The 18,375-nt window shown below is 70.6% G+C and carries 17 protein-coding genes; 5 read left to right on the forward strand and 12 right to left on the reverse strand.

Going from position 1 to position 18,375, the window contains the following annotated elements:
- Nucleotides 1-59 precede the first annotated feature (59 nt).
- From ELQ94_RS16880 to ELQ94_RS16890, 3 genes are all read right to left on the reverse strand, one after another.
- Nucleotides 60-929, reverse strand: a complete 870-nt coding sequence (locus tag ELQ94_RS16880) for a hypothetical protein (protein ID WP_166404890.1) — start codon at nt 927-929, stop codon at nt 60-62.
- Between the two features lie 147 nt (nt 930-1,076).
- Nucleotides 1,077-1,526, reverse strand: a complete 450-nt coding sequence (locus ELQ94_RS16885; RefSeq protein ID WP_243697090.1) for a hypothetical protein — start codon at nt 1,524-1,526, stop codon at nt 1,077-1,079.
- A gap of 38 nt (nt 1,527-1,564) precedes the next feature.
- Nucleotides 1,565-2,851 carry a M18 family aminopeptidase gene (locus tag ELQ94_RS16890; protein ID WP_127051550.1) on the reverse strand — a complete coding sequence of 429 codons (1,287 nt, stop codon included), beginning with the start codon at nt 2,849-2,851 and terminating at the stop codon, nt 1,565-1,567.
- Between the two features lie 96 nt (nt 2,852-2,947).
- Between ELQ94_RS16890 and ELQ94_RS16895 the strand changes: the two genes are divergently transcribed.
- The 4 genes from ELQ94_RS16895 (at nt 2,948) to ELQ94_RS16910 (ending at nt 4,527) form a co-directional block, all read left to right on the forward strand.
- A complete protein-coding gene (locus tag ELQ94_RS16895) occupies nt 2,948-3,244 on the forward strand; it encodes a hypothetical protein (RefSeq protein WP_127051551.1) in 297 nt (98 codons plus the stop codon).
- 133 nt (nt 3,245-3,377) lie between these two features.
- Nucleotides 3,378-3,695 carry a lactococcin 972 family bacteriocin gene (locus tag ELQ94_RS16900; RefSeq protein WP_127051552.1) on the forward strand — a complete coding sequence of 106 codons (318 nt, stop codon included), beginning with the start codon at nt 3,378-3,380 and terminating at the stop codon, nt 3,693-3,695.
- Nucleotides 3,696-3,700: 5 nt separating this feature from the next.
- Nucleotides 3,701-4,306: a hypothetical protein gene (locus ELQ94_RS16905; RefSeq protein WP_127051553.1), complete on the forward strand. Its 606-nt coding sequence runs from the start codon at nt 3,701-3,703 to the stop codon at nt 4,304-4,306.
- Nucleotides 4,307-4,311: 5 nt separating this feature from the next.
- Nucleotides 4,312-4,527 (forward strand): hypothetical protein, encoded by a 216-nt coding sequence (locus tag ELQ94_RS16910; RefSeq protein ID WP_127051554.1) that lies wholly within the window; start codon nt 4,312-4,314, stop codon nt 4,525-4,527.
- A 10-nt stretch (nt 4,528-4,537) separates the two neighbouring features.
- On the opposite strand, the gene ELQ94_RS16915 is transcribed toward ELQ94_RS16910, so the two are convergent.
- The 5 genes from ELQ94_RS16915 to ELQ94_RS16935 all read right to left on the reverse strand — a co-directional run bounded on the left by ELQ94_RS16915 (nt 4,538) and on the right by ELQ94_RS16935 (nt 9,235).
- Complete coding sequence (locus ELQ94_RS16915; protein WP_127051555.1) at nt 4,538-5,305, reverse strand: dienelactone hydrolase family protein; 768 nt, start codon at nt 5,303-5,305, stop codon at nt 4,538-4,540.
- 67 nt (nt 5,306-5,372) lie between these two features.
- Nucleotides 5,373-7,130 (reverse strand): choice-of-anchor G family protein, encoded by a 1,758-nt coding sequence (locus tag ELQ94_RS16920; protein ID WP_127051556.1) that lies wholly within the window; start codon nt 7,128-7,130, stop codon nt 5,373-5,375.
- Nucleotides 7,127-7,918: a hypothetical protein gene (locus ELQ94_RS16925; RefSeq protein WP_127051557.1), complete on the reverse strand. Its 792-nt coding sequence runs from the start codon at nt 7,916-7,918 to the stop codon at nt 7,127-7,129. Before ELQ94_RS16925 ends, ELQ94_RS16920 begins: the two co-directional genes overlap by 4 nt.
- Nucleotides 7,915-8,532, reverse strand: coding sequence for a signal peptidase I (locus ELQ94_RS16930; RefSeq protein ID WP_127051558.1), 618 nt, complete (start codon nt 8,530-8,532; stop codon nt 7,915-7,917). The genes ELQ94_RS16925 and ELQ94_RS16930 overlap by 4 nt, the downstream gene beginning before the upstream one ends.
- 7 nt (nt 8,533-8,539) lie before the next feature.
- Nucleotides 8,540-9,235 (reverse strand): SipW-dependent-type signal peptide-containing protein, encoded by a 696-nt coding sequence (locus tag ELQ94_RS16935; RefSeq protein ID WP_127051559.1) that lies wholly within the window; start codon nt 9,233-9,235, stop codon nt 8,540-8,542.
- 450 nt (nt 9,236-9,685) lie between these two features.
- Between ELQ94_RS16935 and ELQ94_RS16940 the strand changes: the two genes are divergently transcribed.
- Nucleotides 9,686-12,400: a helix-turn-helix transcriptional regulator gene (locus ELQ94_RS16940; protein WP_166404892.1), complete on the forward strand. Its 2,715-nt coding sequence runs from the start codon at nt 9,686-9,688 to the stop codon at nt 12,398-12,400.
- 98 nt (nt 12,401-12,498) lie between these two features.
- Here ELQ94_RS16940 and ELQ94_RS16945 read toward each other — a convergent pair whose 3' ends face one another.
- From ELQ94_RS16945 to ELQ94_RS16960, 4 genes are all read right to left on the reverse strand, one after another.
- Entirely contained in the window at nt 12,499-13,875 is a 1,377-nt protein-coding gene (locus ELQ94_RS16945; protein WP_127051561.1) for an NAD-dependent succinate-semialdehyde dehydrogenase, read from the reverse strand.
- Nucleotides 13,876-14,038: 163 nt separating this feature from the next.
- Nucleotides 14,039-16,228 carry an RNA polymerase recycling motor ATPase HelR gene (gene helR / locus ELQ94_RS16950; protein WP_127051562.1) on the reverse strand — a complete coding sequence of 730 codons (2,190 nt, stop codon included), beginning with the start codon at nt 16,226-16,228 and terminating at the stop codon, nt 14,039-14,041.
- Between the two features lie 194 nt (nt 16,229-16,422).
- Nucleotides 16,423-17,088, reverse strand: a complete 666-nt coding sequence (locus tag ELQ94_RS16955) for a response regulator (RefSeq protein WP_127051563.1) — start codon at nt 17,086-17,088, stop codon at nt 16,423-16,425.
- Entirely contained in the window at nt 17,085-18,350 is a 1,266-nt protein-coding gene (locus tag ELQ94_RS16960; protein WP_166404894.1) for a sensor histidine kinase, read from the reverse strand. Before ELQ94_RS16960 ends, ELQ94_RS16955 begins: the two co-directional genes overlap by 4 nt.
- Between the last annotated feature and the right edge of the window lie 25 nt (nt 18,351-18,375).

Here is an 18,375-nt window from a genome sequence, read left to right on the forward strand (position 1 = left end):
GGAATGGCAACACATTGCGACACCTCACGGGACGGGGGGAGGTGGATGTCTGGCGCAGCTCAGCGCGGGACGTCGCCGAGGGTGCCCGCGATGTAGGTCGGGCCGTCCGCTCCCGTGACGGTGAGCTGGAACTGCTGCGCGAAGCCCTCGGGGTCGGCGTCGGCGAGATCCGGTTCGCGGAGACGGGCATCGAGCGCGGCGCCCTGCTGAGCGTCGAGTCCGGCCACGAGGAGATGCGGCCACTGCGGGCCCTCCTCCGTGGCCTGGAGGAGGAATTCGACGGTCGGGTAGTCGGCGGCGATCGCGATGATCGTCTTCACGGCCTCCACCGTGGTGCGCTTGGCGACGTGAACGATCGTCAGGTGCTCGCCGCTGCCCGACGTGTAGGTGCCACCGTCCGCGAAGAGATCGGTGGCGGCGATCCGGGCGAAGGCGTCACCGAAGTCGACGGCCGGATCGATCGTGGCGCTCGGCCAGTGGGACGACACGTACAGGCTCGCGCCGAGATCGAGCGACTCGACCTCGAGGGCGCCCGTGAGTCGCCGCTCCACCTCCTCCGGATCGACGGGGAGGACGTCGACGCTCCACGGGTCGAGGGGGATCATGTCGGTCTCCGTCGGGAACGCCTCGCCGACGCGGTTCAACATGACACGCCCCGTGCGCCCCTCCCGGGTGGCCGCGGCGTTCACAGCGGCGCCGACGTCGAGGACCTGCTCGTCGGTCGCGTCGGCCGCGATGCGGACGACCAACTCGGAGCTGTAGTCGTCGACGGACTCCACACCGGGTAGCTCTGCCACGTCCTCGAGTGATTCAAGGATCGATGTCCCGCTCGCCCCGCCGGTTGCGCCGGCACCCGCACCGTCCCCGGCGTCGGCGCAACCGGCGAGCAGGACCCCGCACACCAGGGCGATCGCTCCTGCGCGCGCCATCCGTCGTCCGGTCGTCCCCCGTGCCCTCATCCCCCGATCATGACACCTCACGGAAGAGGAGAGCACAACGGATCAGCCGTGGGCGAGGAGTTCGAGGCCGATCACGGCGACTCCGAGCGCCGCTTCGGCGAGCAGGACGATGAGGCGCTAGCCGATGGGGAGCCGCACACGTCGGACGGCCAGGAAGCCCACCGCCACGAGGCTCGCGACGAGCGCGATCGATGCGGCGAGGAGCGCGCCGTCGACCGTCCAGGCGCCGAGGCCGGCGAGCGCCAGGAAGATGAGCGGGAGGATGAGCACGCCGAGGGCGCTCCACGTCACGCCGATCATGTGGCGCAGCTGCGCGCGGTTCGGCATCGCCTCATGAACGGCGATGTGGGACACGAAGTCCGCCACGAACACGGCCAGCAGCGTGCCGACCACCGCGATCACGAGCGTCGTGGCCGCCTGCCCAGCGGTCGTCTCGCTCGCGTGGGCCCGCAGGGCGAGCACAACGGCGAGGCTCGTGAACGTGACGTAGACGCGCTCCTTGAGTTGCGCGGCCCGGACCTCGCGCTCCTCGGCGGAGGGGTCGGGCCCGTTCCGTTTCGCCGTCATCCGTTCGCCTCGAGACGCAGGCTCGGCAGGCCGCCCATTCACGCCCCGGCGTAGAACGCGGTCGCGGCGGCGGCGAGCGCCGTCACGTCGTCCACGTGCACGAGTTCGCGAGCGGAGTGCATCGACAGGAGCGGGACGCCGACATCGACCGTGCGGATGCCGAGCCGGGTCGCCGTCAGGGGGCCGATCGTCGAGCCGCACGGCACCGTGTTGTTGGAGACGAACTCCTGGAAGGGCACGCCGGCCGCTGCGCTCGCCCGCGCCCAGAGCGCAGCGCCGTGCGCGTCGGTGGAGTAGCGCTGGTTCGCATTGATCTTGAGGAGCGGACCGCGTCCTGCCAGAGGGCGGACGACGGGGTCGTGCTTCTCGGGGTAGTTGGGGTGCACGGCGTGGCCGGCGTCCGCCGAGACCACCCACGAGGAAGCGAAGGCGCGGGCGAGGTCGGCCGGCCGGGCGCCGAGGGCCGCCCCGACGCGCGACAGCACGTCGGCGAGGAACGGGCCGCTCGCCCCGGAACGCGATTCCGACCCGAGCTCCTCGTGGTCGAAGGCCGCGAGGACCAGTACGGCGTCGCCATCCGAACCGGACTCCGTGGCGGAGAGCAGCGCGGCGAGTCCCGCGTGCACGGAGCTGAGGTTGTCGAGGCGACCCGACGCGAAGAGCGCGTCGTCCTGCCCGAAGGTGCGGGGTTCCTGCGTGTCCGCGGTGAGGAGGTCGTAACCGAGCACGTCATCCGACGCGACGCCCGCGAGCTCCGCGAACAGGCCGACGAGGTCACCGGCGGTCACCTCACCGGTGCCGAAGACGGGCTGCACGTGGCGCTGCCGGTCGAGCGTGAGGCCGGCGTTCGCGTCGCGGTCGAGGTGGATGGCGAGCTGCGGGATGCGCAGGTACGGCCCGGTGCGCACGAGGTGCTCGGCACCGTCGCGGGTGACGATGCGACCCGCGAGTTCGAGCTCGCGATCGAGCCACGAGTTGAGGAGCGGCCCGCCGTAGATCTCGATGCCCGCCTGCAACCAACCGGCGGCGGCCGTCGTGGGCTTCGGCTTGAGCTTGAATCCGGGCGAGTCGGTGTGCGCACCGACGATGCGGAAGGGCGTCGTGGGAGTGGCCTCGGCCGGGATGGAGAGGACGATGACCGCTCCGTCACGCACGACGACGATGCGCGCGCCGGGCGCGACCGAACCCGACCAGTCCTCCGTCTCGTGGAACACCGTGAAGCCGGCGGCGACCGCCCGGTCGGCCACCTCACGTGCCGCGTGGTACGACGACGGAGACGCGGTGACGAAGCGGGCGAGGTCGGCGACGTGCGCGGCGGAGTCCATCCCCCCATCCAATCACCGCAGCCGCGCCGCCCGCGCTCCCCCGATGTACGACTTTCGGCGGAGGAGCGCCCGGTCGCGACCGGGCAGGATGGGGGGATGAACGCGGCTGAACATCTCACGGCGGACCTCGAGGCACGACGGGGCCACCCGCTCGTCAAGGGCGCCCGGTTCGTTGCGAATCTGGCTCTCATGGCCGTGGGAGGGGGAGCCGACGACATCGCGGTCGTCGACCTCGTCGTCCGCCGCCGCGACACCGAGCGCGAGATCATGCGCACACCGGCAGATATGGGCGACCCCGAGATCCTGCTTCATCAGGTGCGCCGCGACCTCGAGTCGATGACCATCGAGGAGTTCGTGGCCGAGTGGAGGCTCCCGGACGACTCCGCCCCCTGAGGGCCTCTCGCCTCGTCATTCCGACACATCTTCTCCACAATCGATCCGGCACAGGTATCCAGATAGAGATTCCGGGTAGAGTCGGGGCACGCTGAACCGAACGGCTCGGCTCCGACGGAAACGGGAGGGATCCATGAATCGATGGAAGAGCGCCGGGCTGAAGGCCCTGGCAGTGGCGGGGGTGGCAGTCACCGTGGCGCTGACGCCGATGGCAGGGGCCGAGGCGGGCACGACGACGAAGAAGGTCGGCGGCGGACTGTGGGAGTACGGGGTGAATTCCTCGGTGTTCTCGTACTACCACCACCAGAAGAAGTACCACTCGGCGACGGCCTGCAACAACGCGATGTTCAACCAGTGCAAGAAGACGAGCTCGGCACCCGGAGCCTGGGCTCGCGCGACGCAGTCGAAGAGCTACTTCGGCGGCAACACGGCCTACTGGTCCACCTACTGATCCGGATGCGCCGCACGAGAGAGGGCACGATGCGCATCATCGGTATCGGTTCCATCGTGGTGGCTCTCGCCTGCTCGGTCGCCGGATGCTCGACGGCATCCGGCGACCCGGTGGCGGCGACGGCCGACACGACGGCCATCGCTCCACCGACGCCGTTCGCGGGGCCCTGGGCCGAACTGCTCGCGATCACCTATTCGGACGTGACACCCGTGGAACGCGAGGCGCTCGCGGACGGCGTGATCGATGAGCTCGAGTACTCCTACTTCCAGGACCGTATGATCTCGTGTCTCGACGACCTCGGCGTGACCGCCTCGTTCTCGGACGGGTCCACCCTCGACTACTCGAATCCCGACGCCGTCGACGAGGCTCTCATCGACGGGTGCCTCGCGGACAACGGCATCAAGCTCCTCACCGCTCAGGACGCGATGGACCGTAACCCCGAGAACCTCGACGAGGCCACCATCATGGTCGAGTGCCTTCAGCGGGTCGGACTCGTCGGGCCCGAGTACACGCCCTCCGACTACGAGTCCTCCGTCGATATGGCGTCGATCGCCGACGACGCGGACTTCGAGGGCTGCGTCGCCGAACCCCTCGACTACGACGGAGCGTAACGGCCATGGACATCGCGTCGATGATCATCTCCGTCGCGCTCACCGCGGCGATCGTCATCCCCCTGGTGATCGCCGTCGTGTTCATCCGACAGCTGCGCGACATCGCGCGATCCAACAGGGGGATCGGATCGTCGGGCGCCCGCCAGGCGGAAGCAAGCGGGTCCGACGATGCCGCTGAGTCTGACGAGCCCACCACTCCCGACGAGCCCGACCGCGTGTGAGGAGCCCCGCCTACTCGAGCGTCTCGCCCAGGAAGCCGAGGAAGGCGTGCCAGCTGCGACGGTCGGCCGTCTCGCGATAGTTCGGGCCGGGCAGCGTGAAGGCGTGCGGCGCTCCGCTGTACACGGTGAGCTGCCAATCGAGATCGTCGTTCGCGCGGAGCTCGTCCTGGAAGGCGGTGATCGCCGAGTCGGGCACGATCGGGTCGCTACCGCCCGTGAGGACGAGCAGCGGTGCCACGATGCGGTCGGACTGGGCCGGCTCGTACGAGGTGAGGATGCCGTGGAACGACGCGAAGCCGCGGGCGGGGGCTCCCGTCCGCGCGAGCTCGAGAGTGGCGGAACCGCCGAAGCAGTAACCCGCGACCACGACCTGGTCGGCGTCGACCTCGGGCCGCTCGAGAGCCGCATCGAAGCCGGCACGCACGCGGCCGCGGAACAACTCGGTGTCGCCGTAATAGCGGCCGGCCTCGCCCGACGCCCCCTCCATGTCGTCGTCGGCGAAGCGCACGCCCGCCCCGTAGAGGTCGATCGCGACGGCCGTGTAGCCGAGACGAGCGAGCATGTGCGCTCGCACGCGCGGGTATTCGCGCAGGCCCGTCCAGTCGTGCACGATCACGACGGTCGGCGCAGGTCCCGGGCGCGAGCGGTCCCGGACGACGACGCTCTCGAGACGCGTTCCGGCGTGCTCGTGATACATGACCTCCTCGACGATGTCGGCGCCCTCTGGCAGGGGGACGGAGGCGAGGAGCTGTTCGTGTGCGGGGGCGAATCCAGTCATGGCGGGCACTCTACTCCGCGCGACTGACGCCGGACTCCGTGCGTCTCCTGCACGGAACCTCCGCGGGTCAGGGGCCGGTCGGAAGCCTGTTCGGACCCGCCGTCGAGGTCGCGAACTCCACGTAGACGACGCCTCCGTCGGGAGCGACGTCGTCGAGCAGTCCGATCCTCAGAGCGCTCACGGAGAACTCCCCGCTCGTCGTCCCGGACGGTGCCTCGGTCCCCGGCCCGGGCGGCGCACCGGGCTGGTCGGGCTGCACGTTCACCATGAGCGACAACACGGACGGCAGGCCGGAGACCACGGCGGAGAGGGTCCTCACGACGGGGGCGGTCAGCGCCGCTATCGCGACACCCGCCGTGTCCAGCGGGGCGATGAGGGAGTCGGTCACCAACCCGACGACGTCCCCGAGGAGCACCGGGCCGAGGGCCACGATCGAATTCACGAGCCCCGTGACGGAGATTCCGAGCACACCCAGAACCAGGTTGAGGGTGCTGACGAGTCCCAGCACGTCGGTGTCGACCGCGAGCACGGCCTCACCGGCCTCGAGCTCCCCGACCGTGGAGTCCAGGTCCAGGTTCACGCGCAGGATCTGCGTACTGCCGAGGCTGACGACCGTCGAGAGATCGACGACCACTCGAGCGCCGGCCAGCTCGGCGTCGAGGGCCGCGGTCACCGCCGACGTCCATCCGTCGAGGAGCGTCCCGGTCCGAGCGGTGAGGTCGTTGATCACGTCGCTGTCGACGACGAGTTCCGTGTTCGGGTCGAGGTCGTTCACCCCGCCCGTGTCGTCACCGAGGAGCGACGCGAGGTCGACGAAGACCTCGCCCGTGACCGGGTCGATCGTGATCTCACCATCCGAGATCGGCTCAGTGAGGAGGGCCTCGACCGCCCCCGAGAGATCGAGGCCCGTGATGGTCACGGAACCCGTCAAGCTGCCCAGGCTGAGTCCGCTGACGAGGCCGTTCACGAGCGATTCGCGGAGCGCCTGACTGATGAGCCCGTTCTGTCCGGCGAGCTGCCCGACAGCCGCGTCGAGGACGTCGACCGTGTCGACCACTTCCCCGGTCAGGCCCTCGACCCCGGCACTGTCGAAGCCCAGGTCGAGACTCGCGATGCCGTAGTCGCGCGCGAGACCGGTCTCCGATCCGTCGCCCCACGCGTCGCTGTAGGCGGCGGCGCACCAGTCGAGCTCCGCTCGGGAGCCGACGGCACCCACCTCGAGACCGGCGTCGGCCACGCCGCTGATCCCGGGGAGGATGCCGCCGAGCGAGAGCCGCGCCGGCTCGGGGAGCGCGTCCTGCGGGGTGTCGTCGGACACGAGCAGTCCCCCGCCGTTGTCGACGAGACCGGAGGCGGCGGTCGAGGTTCCCGTCGTGGTGACGCGGGCGAATTGGTTCACGGCGCCGGCCGAGGTGGCGGGTAGCCCCACCTGGAAGCCCGTCAGGTCGAGGCCGACGAGTCCGAGAGCGGAGACCGCGATCGGTTGGCCGCGGGTATCGCGACCGGGGTCGCCGTCGCCGGCCCCGAGGTCCACGGCGGTGGGCGGCGAGACCTCGACGGGATCATCGCCCGAGCGCTCGAGCACGAGAGGCTCGAGTTCCGCAACGGCGCCGAGGTCCTGACCGAACAGGGAGCCCCGCAGGAAGGCCGATTCGGCCGTGACGCTGTAGCCGGTGTCGACGCCGCAGTCGAAGCTCGACGTGCCGACGGTGCCGGACGTCCACTCGGTGTCGTTCCAGGCGGCGACCGTCGACGCGACTCCGCTCGGGAGCACGACCGCCGCCGCGACGGCGAGCGCGAGGCCGACGGCGGACCGACGCCTCACCGCTCCCCCTTCGGGTTCGAGCCCCGGTGCGCGAGCTGTGTGGCCCCCTCAGACCTCACAGTTCGCGTCACCGGGGAACGTCGTGTGCGCGCCACCAGGAGGGTGACGCCGAGCCCGATCGCGCCGATGGCGGCCAGGACGAGTCCCATCGGGTCGGCTCCCGTGACGGGCAGCCCATCCGGCGGCGCGGGATCCCCCGGCACCACCGGGGGCGCGGCACCCTCCGCGGCGGCCGTGAGGCCCAGCCCCACCTCACCGGTGAGGCCCATGAGGCTCTCATCGCCGGATCGGTCCACGGCGAGACTCATCGCCACGAGCAGGTGCGTGCCGTCGTCGTCGACTCCAGCGAGGTCGAAGACGGGACTCGATTCGCGGTGGTCGTGAGACGAGTCCACCTGCGTCACGCTGCCCCGTCCGGAATCGCATCGAGGCGCCTCCGGGAGACCCACCCATTCGTCGTCGCACCGTTCGATCGAGACGACGAGCCCCTCCGGGTGTTCCACGAGCTCGCCGGACTTCCGCATCTCGAACACGAGCGACGCTCTCGTCGCTCCCTCGAGCGTTGCGGCGACCTGCCAGTAGTGGACGATTCCGGGACGCAGTGCGACGAATTCCACCGGGTGCGGGTCGGACAGCAGGACGAGTCGCCCCGGATCCCCGTTCTCGGGCACCGGTCGGTACGCGGCCTGAGCGGACGTCGCGAGGAGCGTCGTCCCGCAGACGAGCGCTCCGACCGACGCCACCGTGAGGGCACGGATCACTCCGCGCGAGCCGTGCGATGCGCTCATTCGTCACCCGGTCGCGACGAAACGACAACGGCGTCGGCGTCGGCATCGGCATCGGCATCGGCACGACGCTGCGCCGGCCAGAAGGCCCAGAGGATCACCATCGCCACGATGGCGGCCGCGATCCCGATCCCTCCCGGGCTCTGTACGACCGCGACCACGCGACCCGCACCGGGGACGGCGACCATCACGCGGTCGACCTCCTCCACGACGTACGGTTCGCGATCGGCCCGAGCGTTCGCGTCGCCCTGGAGGACGAGCGAACGGGCGGCGGGTTCTCCGTCGATCTCGGAGACCGACACGACCCGGTGCGTCACCGGGAGGGTCTCACCCGGACGGGGAACGGTCACGACGTCTCCGATCATCACCGCGGAGGCGTCGATGCGCTCCACGACCGCTGCTGATCCCGCCGGCATCGTCGGGGCCATCGACCCGGTGACGAAGACCAGGATGGAGTACCCGAATACCCATCCGATGGCCACGCACACGAGGACGGCCGCACCGACGATGCCGGCGAAGGTCGTCAGTACCGAACCGGCACTGACGCTCCTCGCCGCACGGCCGCCGTCGGTGTCAGAGAACACGACGGCGGACCGCTCGGCGAAGATCTGGGACACGCCGGAGTCAGACGGACTCGGACGCGAACTCCCACGCGGGGGCGAGCGTCAGACCCATGAGGTCGTCCAGATCGAACCCGGTGGGAACGGTGACGTCGTCGGGCAGGGAGACCTCGAAGCAGTAGAACTGCGTCGAGCCCGCCTCGGCGGCGAGGGTCTGCTCGGCCGTCGCGGCCGCACTGTCGAGGTCGCCGTCGGCGATGATCTCGGTGCCGGCACCGGCGAGGAAGGCGTCTGCTTCGCACGCGAAGGCGGTGTCGGCGGTAGCGACCCGCACGTCGAGGGCGCCGTAGAGGAGACCGTCGGGGTCGTTCTGGACGATGCCGTCGGCGGGGATGGCCGGCTGCAGTTCCACGTCGCCCGAGATGGAGGTGTCGGTCGTCTGGAGCGACACACCCGCGTAGACCTCGTCGCCCGGGGAGAGGTCGAGAGCCGCGAGCTCGAACGTCATCTCCCCTCCGGGGTTCTCCTCCTCGTTGACGAAGTCCTCGGGGTCCGTGAAGGGGGCGGCGGTGTTCTGCACGACCTCGAAGGTCGAGGTCCCGATGCCGGGGCCCCCGGCGCCATCGCCGCCGAAGATCCATTCGGTGTCTGTCCAGGCGGCGAGCGTCGCGGTGACCGCCACTCCCACGAGGGTGCCCCCGGCGAGGATGGCGAGGGTCTTGTTGCGTCGCGAGGACGTGGTGGGACGGGTGCGTGTCATGGTCGGCTGTCTCCGGTCGAGGTGGGCGCCGGATGTGGGGCGTCCCGGCCTGATGTTCCGAAGCTAGGCATGACCGTCGCGGAACTCACTGCTGGTTCGCCGTTTCCGGTAGTCGGCGGCACCGCTACCGGTGGTCACGGGGACCGTCGGTACCGGTATCGGAGAGCCGTCCCCACCCGGACGAGGGGGATATCGACCACCTGCTCCCGGTCACGTCCCCCGAGCCGGGGACACCCTGCGGCAGGTGGCGCGCGAAACCGCACGCAGCGCCTACCGGGCGGATGCAGTCCGGTTACGGGTCTACTACTGAGAGAAACTACTGGGAGGCCAGTTTGGGCATGCCATACGCCAGATTGTTACGTCGAAACCGTCGCGGAAAACCGACCTCGCGCTTACCGTTGGCAACACGTGGATCCCCGAGGGGGGGATGGGCGAGGAGGCCACGGCACCATGAGGGAAAAGACAGCACGATCGACGTCGATCGCGGGCGTCATGGGCATCACGAGCGTCACGAGCGTCACGAGCACGAGCACGAGCACGAGCACGAGCGTGGTGGGCGAGGATCGCAATGTCGACGAGATCGTCGCGACGCTCACGGGCGGCCGGAGCGTGCTCGTCGTGGGAACACTCGGATCGGGCAAGTCCTTCCTGATCGAGGCCGCCATACAGGCCCTCGTCGCCGCCGGGAGGTTACCGCTCACCGTCCGCGCGGCCGCTCCCCTGTCCGCGACACCGTTCGGTGCCCTCCGGGCCAACCCGCGCGTCGCTCAGCTGCTCGACGCTGCGAGCCGACCCTCGACGGGAGAGCCGACGCCCGTCATCGTCGTCGACGACGGCCACCTCCTCGACGCCGATTCGGCGCGCTGGATCTCGCAAGCAGTGCATGTGGCCCGGATCACGGCTCTCGTGGTCAGCGCCCCGAGCTCGTCGGCCGAGGCGCGACGCGCGCAGCCCGACACCCTCACCGAACTCGACGAGCTCTGGATCAGCGGTCACGCCGCACGCGTCGACCTCGGCCCGCTCACCTTCGCCGAGGCCGAGGAGCTGATCGAGGCGGAGGCCGGGCACGCCGTCGTCGACCGCATCCGCCGCGCTGACCTCTACCGCGCCTCCGGCGGATCGCGGCTCTTCCTCATCGAGATGGTTCGGAGTCTCGCGGAAGACGCCTCGGCGCCGTCGAGCGGCATCCGGATCACGAACCGGATCCGCGACGTGCTGCGGTACCAGCTCAACACCCTCGGTCGCAGTCAGCGTGTCTGCCTCTCGCTCGTGAGCCGGCTCGGCGGGGTCACGCGCCCGCGGCTCTCCCGCGTCGTCGAGGCTCGCGCGATCGACCGCCTCCTCGAGAAGGGCTATCTCGTGACCGATGCCCGCAACCCGGACATGCTGCGCGCTCCGAGCATCTTCTCGACCCTGCGCGACAACGCCGACGAGACCGAGGAGACCGACGAGGTCGACGACCTGGTCGATGCGCTCGGGGAGATCCTCGCAGCCGAGACCGCTCTGAGCGCCGACGAGGCGACCGACATCGCGATGCGGTGGTCGTTCGACGGCCGACTCCCGAAGGCCGTCGTCGCCCACGGCGCCGGCACCGTCCGACGCATCGTGCTCGCCGCCTCGACCGAGGCCATCGAGCAGGGGCGTTTCCGTGACGCGCTCTTGTTCGCCCAGATGGCGGAGTCCACAGGGCCCTCTGCGGACGCCCGGCTGGCTCTGTCCCGCGCGCTGTCCGGACTGCGACGCGACGACGAGGCGCTCGAGACCCTCGAGGCGGCCGTGCCGCTGCTCCAGGAGGACGAGGAGGCACTGCGCCTGTTCCAGTGGTGGAGCGCCCTCCTCATCGGTCTGGCCCGCTACGAGGAGCTACCCGCACTGTCAGCGACCGCCGAGGGATGGCCGGCGGTCGGCCCTCTCCTCCGCGGCGAGATCCTCGCCGCGCGGGTACAGGCCGCGTACGCGTTCATGGAGTGGGACGACGTCGCCCGGTGGGGCTGGGAGATCTTCGAGGACCCCGACTACGCGCTCATGACGCGCGTGCGGGCCGGCGTCGAGACGGCCTCCGCCCTCGCCTATCGTGGCGATGTCACGGCCGCCTTCCGATGCCTCGAGCTCATCCGGCGTCTCAACTCCGACCCCGTGTCGGGTCGGGCCCTCGACGAGGTGGCCCAGGTCACCATCCTCACCGGCGAGGCGCTGTTGCGCTTCACTCTCGGCATGTGTGTCCGCGACATCCTCTCCGAGGTGGAGGAGATCCTCACGCGGACGGGACCCCGACCGAGCTCAACGATGCTGGCCTTCCTGGCCTACACGGGCGCCGTCGCCGACCTCTTCCGCGGGGATCTCCAGGCCGCGGACCTCGAGTACAGAGCGGCGGTCGGTCGATTCACGACCGCCGACTCATCGGGGTGGCGAGCCGGGATCCACAGCGAGCACGCCCTCGTGCTCGGCATGCTGGGAGATACGGTGTCCGCCGGCTCGTCGCTCCGCCAGGCGGAGGATCTCGGCGCGGCGCGATCACCGGTGACCCGTCACCTGCTGACGCGAGCGCGTTATGTCGCCACCTCGCAATCGATCACCGAGGACCTCGCGTCGATCGAGCGCGAGCTCCTCGCGCTCTCGGAGGGCTCGCCCGCCCTGCACGCGGTCAATCTGTATCTCATCCTCACGAACGGAGGAGGGACCGCGGAGGACCGCGGCACCCTCCAGCGCCTCGCCGCGGAGACCGACTACGCCCTCGGGGCGCTCCTGGAGCAGCACATCGTCGCCGTCGAGGGGGGTGACGGCCGCGAGGTGGAACGGGTCGCGGCCGCGTTCGCCGCGACGGGCGCCTATCTCCTCGCGCTGCGCGCGCAGGAGGACGCGATCGCCGCCCACGGTCGGGACGGCAACGCGCTCCGGATGTCGCAGGCGCGCCGTCAGCTCGCCGCCTACGGTGTCCTGTCGCGTCGATCCGATGCCGCCGAGGTGGAGACGACGGCGACGAGGCTCTCGGAGAGGGAGCACCAGGTAGCGTGCCTCATCGCCGAGGGCCTGAGCAACCGCCAGATCGCCGACCGGCTCTTCCTCTCGGTGCGCACGGTCGAATCGCACATCTACCAGGCCCGCCTGAAGCTCGGCGTCCCGACGCGGCGCGGACTCGCCGAACTCGTCGACGCCACGGCCTGACCCCCACCTCCCCTCTCCCCCCTGAAAACTTCCTCTGTGCACGAATTTTCGAGCACATAGAAAGTTTTCAGGGGGAAGAGAGGAGGGCGAGGGACGGGTCAGCCGTTGATGCGGATGAGCTTCTTGTTGACGAACTCCTCCATCGCGAAGCGGCCCATCTCGCGGCCCGAGCCGGAACGCTTGACGCCGCCGAAGGGCAGTTCGGCCGCGTCGCCGAGCACGATGTTGATCCAGACCATGCCGGCGTCGATCTGGTCGGCCACGCGCAGCGCCTGCTCCTCGTCGGTCGAGTACACGTAGGACCCGAGGCCGAAGGGCGTGTCGTTCGCGAGCGCGACGGCCTCTTCCTCCGAGGACACCCGGTAGAGCGCCGCCACGGGACCGAAGAACTCCTCGTGGAACGCGTCCATCGCAGGGCTCACGTCGGCGAGCACGGCGGGCGGGAAGAAGTTGCCGTTCGTCTCCCCCTTCGCGAGCACCGTGGCGCCCTGGGCGATGGCGCGATCGAGCTGCTCCTGCAGGCGCTCGGTCGCGGCCTGCGATGACAGCGGGCCGAGCACCGTGTCGGCGGACGTGGGGTCGGCGGGCTGGCTCGCCGTGAACGCCTCGACGAACGCGGCCTGGAACTCGTCGAACAGCTCGTCGATCACGATGAAGCGCTTCGCGGCGTTGCAGGACTGACCGTTGTTGTCGATGCGCGCGTTGACCGCGTCCTGCGCGGCCGCAGCGACGTCGTCGGACGACAGCAGGATGAACGGGTCGGAGCCCCCGAGCTCGAGCACGACCTTCTTGAGGTTGCGGCCCGCGATCTCGGCGACGGCGGCACCCGCGCGCTCCGAGCCGGTGACCGAGACGCCCTGCACGCGCGGGTCGGCGATGATCGTCGCCGCCTGGTCGTTCGTGGCGTACACGTTGACGTAGACGCCCGAGTGGGCGCCGAGCTCGGCGACCGCGGTCTCGAACATGTCCGCGATCGCGGCGGCCGACTCAGGGCACTGCGGAGCGTGCTTCAGGACGATCGTGTTGCCCACGACGATGTTCGGGCCGGCGAAACGCGCCACCTGGTAGTAGGGGAAGTTCCACGGCATGATGCCGAGCAGCACACCGAGACCGGCGCGGCGGACGAAGGCCGAGCCGCCGCCCTCCGACAGGTCGATCGTCTCGTCGGCGAGGAAGGTCTCGCCGTTGTCGGCGTAGTACTGGTAGATCGCCGCGGCGAAGTCGACCTCGCCGAGCGCCTGCTCCACGGGCTTGCCCATCTCGCGCACGATGATGTCCGCGAGCTCCTCGCGGCGTTCCGTGTGCAGCGCGGCGACGCGGGCGATGAGCGCCGCACGGTCCGCCACGGACACGCGCCGCGACCATTCGCTGTAGGCGCCGTGCGCCGACGCGATCGCCTCGTCGACGCCCGCGTCCGTGAGGGTCGGGTACTCGCGGAGGGTCTCCCCCGTTGCTGGATTGACGACGGCGTACATGCGTTGAGGCTCCTCGAGTCGGGGTCGGATCACGTAATCCCTACATCATCGTGGAAGCCACGGAGGATTACCACCGTTCGAGGGCGTCGATTCCGCTGATTCCGCAGGTGGGGCGTGCGGGCCGTCGGATCGTCGGGCGATCGGTGCCGCCGGGGCGGTCGGTTCAGGATTGCAGCACGACGAGCCGCTGGGTGGCACGGGTCATGGCGACGTAACGATCGACGGCACCCGTGACGCCCGTTCCGAAGTCCTCCGGGCCGAGGAGGACGACGAGGTCGAACTCGAGTCCCTTCGCGAGCTCCGGAGTGAGCCAGCGGACTCGGTCGCGGACCCGATCGGGCCGATCGGTCGACCCGGGACCGTGGATCACGCAGGCCACACCATCGGCGTTCTCCGCGAGCCAGGCGTCGACGAGCGGAGCGAGCTCGGTGCGCGCGCCGTGGTGGACGGGTACACCCGAACGGCGAACGGACGTGGGCACGTTCGCATCCGGCAGCACGGCGTGGATGACGGGTTCGGCCGCGTCCATCACCTCGAGCGGCGTCCGATAGTTGATGCTCAGCGTCGAGACCTCCGAGCGCGACAGCCCGACCCGCGCGAGCCGCTCGCCCCAGCTCTCGGTGAACGGGCGCCGGGCCTGCGCGCGGTCGCCCACGATCGTGAAGCTGCGCGACGGGCAGCGGCGTACGAGCATGCGCCACTCCGCGTCGGTGAGCTCCTGCGCCTCGTCCACCACGATGTGCGCGAACGGACCGGCGAGCTGGTCCGCGTCCGTCGTCGGCCGACCATCGTCCACGGCGAGGCTGTTGCGTGCGTCCTGGCCGCGGAGGATCGACAGAAGACCGAGCTCCGAATCGTCCGCCGCGACGAGTTCATCCATCACGCGGTCACGTTGCTCCCGCTCGGACGCGGCTGCGGCCTCCGCCTCGCGCATCCTCCGGGCCGCCGTGGGATCGCCGATCCGGGCGCGCGCCGCGTCGAGGAACGGGAGATCCGACACCGTCCAGGCTCGAGCGTCCGACCGTTGCAGCGCCAGGACCTGCGTGTCCGTCACCCCCGGGGCGCAGAAGCGGAGGTAGGCCGGGACGGACCAGAGGTCCGCTACCACCCCGAGCGGATCGAGTATCGGCCACGCCCGCGCGAACGCCCGTGCGAGATCCTCGTCGGCCGACAGCGCGCGTCGGACGTGGCGGGGCGGGACGTCGTCCCCGAGACGATCGGAGACGATCGCGACGAGCGCTTCCCACACGTCGTCACGCGCCGCGTCGTGCGGAGTCCCGTCCTCGGCGGCATCGAACGCCTCGGCCCAGTCGGCCGCATCGAGCTCGATGTCGGCCCACGGCGTCTGAACGAGGAGGGCGTCCGGCGGCTGCTCGTAGTGCCGGACGGCCGCCTCGATGATTCCGACCGCGTCGAGGGAGGCCTTGAGCTCCGCGATCTCCGGGTCCTCCTCGACGACGGCTCGCGCGCCCTCCGGCACGAGATCGCGGAGCGTGCCGGAGAGGACACCGTCCTCGCCGAGACTCGGGAGGACGTCGGCGACGAACGCGAGATACCCGGAGTTCGGACCGACGAGGAGCACACCGCCGTGGGATCGCGAGAGCCGCGGATCGGAGTACAGCAGGAACGCCGTGCGGTGAAGCGCGACGACCGTCTTGCCCGTCCCCGGTCCCCCGTCCACCACGAGGGCGCCTCGCGAGTCCGCCCGGATGATCGCGTCCTGATCGGCCTGGATCGTGCCGAGCACGTCGCGCATGCGACTCGAACGGCTCTGTCCGAGACTTGCGATGAAGGCGGACTCGTCGTCGAGAGCCGCGGCGCTCCCCGCCGCGCCCGCGTCCGTGAACGCCTCGTCCCAGTAGTCGGTGATTCGGCCGTCGGCCCACCGGTAGCGGCGACGGCTGGCGAGGCCGCTCGGCTCCGCACGGGTGGCCGCGAAGAACGGGGCGGCCGCGGGCGATCGCCAGTCGATGAGGAGGGGGTCACCCGACTCGTCCGTCAGGCCGAACCGTCCGATGAAGGACACGGTGCCCTCGTCCGTCACCATCCGCCCGAGACACGTGTCGAGGGAGAACCGACCGAGGGTGCGCAGGCGGGCGGAGAGCCGGTGGATCTCGAGATCTCGTTCGAGGGCCTGCTGGCCGGCTCCGCCCGGCGCGCGCCGTTCCTCGTCGAGGCGACGCGTGAGGTCGGCGATGGAGCGCTCGAGGCTGGCCGCGACCCGGGCGAAGTGGCGTTCGTCCGCGCCGATGAGATGAGGGTCGCTCTTCGCCGCGAGACGTTCGGGCAGGTCGAAGGGACCGGTCGGGGAGACGGGTCGGGGAGTGGGCTGTGGCGTGTTCTGTGGGGTCACGATCGACGATTCTCCGCCGTCAGGGGGGTCTTGCGGCAAGCCCCGTATCGCGTCATAGTGTGAAGAGGGAAGGGAGACGGCGGTCTCCCTTTTTTCGCGCCCGCTCACCGGAGTCGATCGCGACCCCTCGGTCCGCGCGATCAGCGCGATCAGCGCGATCAGCGCGATCAGCGCGATCAGCGCGATCAGCGCGATCAGCGGCCGACGATGCCGAGGTCGTACGCGAGGATCACGGCCTGGACGCGGTCGCGCAGGCCGAGCTTCGACAGGATGCGGCCGACGTGCGTCTTCACGGTGGACTCGCTGAGGAAGAGACGTTCCGCGATCTCACCGTTCGTCTCGCCCTCGCCGATGAAGCGGAGTACCTCGCGCTCCCGCGCTGTGAGGGGTGCGAGCGCGTCACTCACCGCGGGACCGCGCGCGGCGCCCAGGTGGGGCGATGCAAGCTCGATGAGCTTTGCGGTGACCCGCGGCGCCACCACGGCGTCGCCGTCGGCGACCGCGCGGATCGCGCTCACGAGGGCCGGGGGCCGGGCGTCTTTGAGGAGGAAGCCCGACGCCCCCGCCCGGAGCGCACCGAACGCGTAGTCGTCGAGGTCGTACGTCGTGAGCACGAGCACGCGCGTCTCGGGCAAGAGCTCGGTGATGCGGCGGGTCGCCTCGATGCCGTCGACACCGGGCATCCGCACGTCCATGAGCACGACGTCCGGTCGCAGCCGCTCCGCCTCCCGCACCGCCACGGCTCCGTCCTCGGCCTCCCCCACCACGGAGAGCGACGCGTCGGCCTCGAGCACGAGCCGCATGCCGTAGCGGACGAGCTCCTGGTCGTCGGCGATCATGATCCGGATCGGGTCGCTCATGAGTCCTCGTCCTTCCGGGGCAGACGGACCGAGACCCGCCACCCGGTGCCGTCTCGGGGGCCCGCCTCGGCCTCCCCACCGTACAGCGCGGCACGCTCGCGGATGCCGAGCAGACCGCGGCCGACGTCGCCGCCCGCGTCGCCGTCGCCGGACCGGTGGGGCGCGTCGTCCTCCACCACGATCTCCGCGGAATCCACCGACCACGACACGCGTGCGCGGACCTCCCTCGCCCCCGTCGCGTGACGGAGGGCATTCGTGAGGGACTCCTGCACGATCCGGTACACCGTGAGCCCGAGCGCCGTGTCCTCGGCGGGCGTGCCCGAGAGATCGAGCCGGACGGGCAGTCCGGCGCGCGCGAACTCCTCGCTCAGCGCCATGAGTTGACCCACCCCCGGCTGAGGCGCCGACTCCGTCGAGGCATCGTCCGGGGCCGCGCGCACCGATCCGAGGAGACGCCGCACCTCGGTGAGCGTGCGTCGACCCGTCTCGGCGGCGCGACCCATCGCGACGCGCGCCTCGTCCGGCCGGTTGGGCACGGACGCGTGCGCGCCCTCCGAGAGGGCGATCATCACCGACAGGCTGTGCGCGATCACGTCGTGCATCTCGCGCGCGATCCGCTCGCGCTCCTGCGCACCCGCGATCGTGGCCTGCTGGTCGCGCTCCCGCTCGAGCTGAGCCGCCCGATCGAGGAGGGCGGCGACGTAGCGCACGCGTCCGCCCACGTTGGTGCCGATCAGGGTCGCGACGAGCAGGAGGACCACGGCCGGCACGGCGTTGTTGGCCCACGTGACGATGGCGTTCGTCTCCACACCCTCCGGTGACACGGCGGCGGCAACCCACGGGCCGACGCCGATGCCGAATCCGACGAGCGCCCCATGGCCGACGGACGCCACCGCCCCCAGGCCGAAGCACGCCCAGGCGGCTCGGCTCGACCGGTAGACCGCCACAGCGTACACGGCGAGGAGCGGGAGCAGGCTCTCGGAGAAGGTGCCGACGAAACCCGACACCAGGAGCAGCGCACCGCTCGCGGCGAAGGCGAGGAGTGGGCGCGTCCGCCGGACGAGCAGCGACGCCGCCCCGACCAGGGCGAGGGTGCCGATGACCCACAACGGCGGTCCTCCGTCGCGGCCGATCGAGAGGAGCACAGCCCACCCCAGGTACACGAGCACGACGAGCAGATCCGAGAGTCGGGGGTGGGTGAGGAAGAACTGGCGGACGACACCGGGCGGTTTCGGGATCGCGACGGCGCCCGGCGCCCTCATCGGGGCGCCGGGCGTCGTCGTCGGT

Source organism: Labedella endophytica (assembly GCF_003990045.1).
Taxonomy (GTDB): Bacteria; Actinomycetota; Actinomycetes; order Actinomycetales; family Microbacteriaceae; genus Labedella; species Labedella endophytica.

What these genes read in the sequence shown, in the direction of transcription:
- ELQ94_RS16925 (WP_127051557.1), bottom strand. Translation starts at nt 7,918, where the DNA reads ATGAGCGCATCGCACGGCTCGCGCGGAGTGATCCGTGCCCTCACGGTG.
- ELQ94_RS16885 (WP_243697090.1), bottom strand. Translation starts at nt 1,526, where the DNA reads ATGACGGCGAAACGGAACGGGCCCGACCCCTCCGCCGAGGAGCGCGAG.
- ELQ94_RS16940 (WP_166404892.1), top strand. Translation starts at nt 9,686, where the DNA reads ATGAGGGAAAAGACAGCACGATCGACGTCGATCGCGGGCGTCATGGGC.
- ELQ94_RS16945 (WP_127051561.1), bottom strand. Translation starts at nt 13,875, where the DNA reads ATGTACGCCGTCGTCAATCCAGCAACGGGGGAGACCCTCCGCGAGTAC.
- ELQ94_RS16895 (WP_127051551.1), top strand. Translation starts at nt 2,948, where the DNA reads ATGAACGCGGCTGAACATCTCACGGCGGACCTCGAGGCACGACGGGGC.
- ELQ94_RS16905 (WP_127051553.1), top strand. Translation starts at nt 3,701, where the DNA reads ATGCGCCGCACGAGAGAGGGCACGATGCGCATCATCGGTATCGGTTCC.
- ELQ94_RS16960 (WP_166404894.1), bottom strand. Translation starts at nt 18,350, where the DNA reads ATGAGGGCGCCGGGCGCCGTCGCGATCCCGAAACCGCCCGGTGTCGTC.
- ELQ94_RS16935 (WP_127051559.1), bottom strand. Translation starts at nt 9,235, where the DNA reads ATGACACGCACCCGTCCCACCACGTCCTCGCGACGCAACAAGACCCTC.
- ELQ94_RS16910 (WP_127051554.1), top strand. Translation starts at nt 4,312, where the DNA reads ATGGACATCGCGTCGATGATCATCTCCGTCGCGCTCACCGCGGCGATC.
- ELQ94_RS16880 (WP_166404890.1), bottom strand. Translation starts at nt 929, where the DNA reads ATGGCGCGCGCAGGAGCGATCGCCCTGGTGTGCGGGGTCCTGCTCGCC.
- ELQ94_RS16900 (WP_127051552.1), top strand. Translation starts at nt 3,378, where the DNA reads ATGAATCGATGGAAGAGCGCCGGGCTGAAGGCCCTGGCAGTGGCGGGG.
- ELQ94_RS16955 (WP_127051563.1), bottom strand. Translation starts at nt 17,088, where the DNA reads ATGAGCGACCCGATCCGGATCATGATCGCCGACGACCAGGAGCTCGTC.
- ELQ94_RS16915 (WP_127051555.1), bottom strand. Translation starts at nt 5,305, where the DNA reads ATGACTGGATTCGCCCCCGCACACGAACAGCTCCTCGCCTCCGTCCCC.
- ELQ94_RS16890 (WP_127051550.1), bottom strand. Translation starts at nt 2,851, where the DNA reads ATGGACTCCGCCGCGCACGTCGCCGACCTCGCCCGCTTCGTCACCGCG.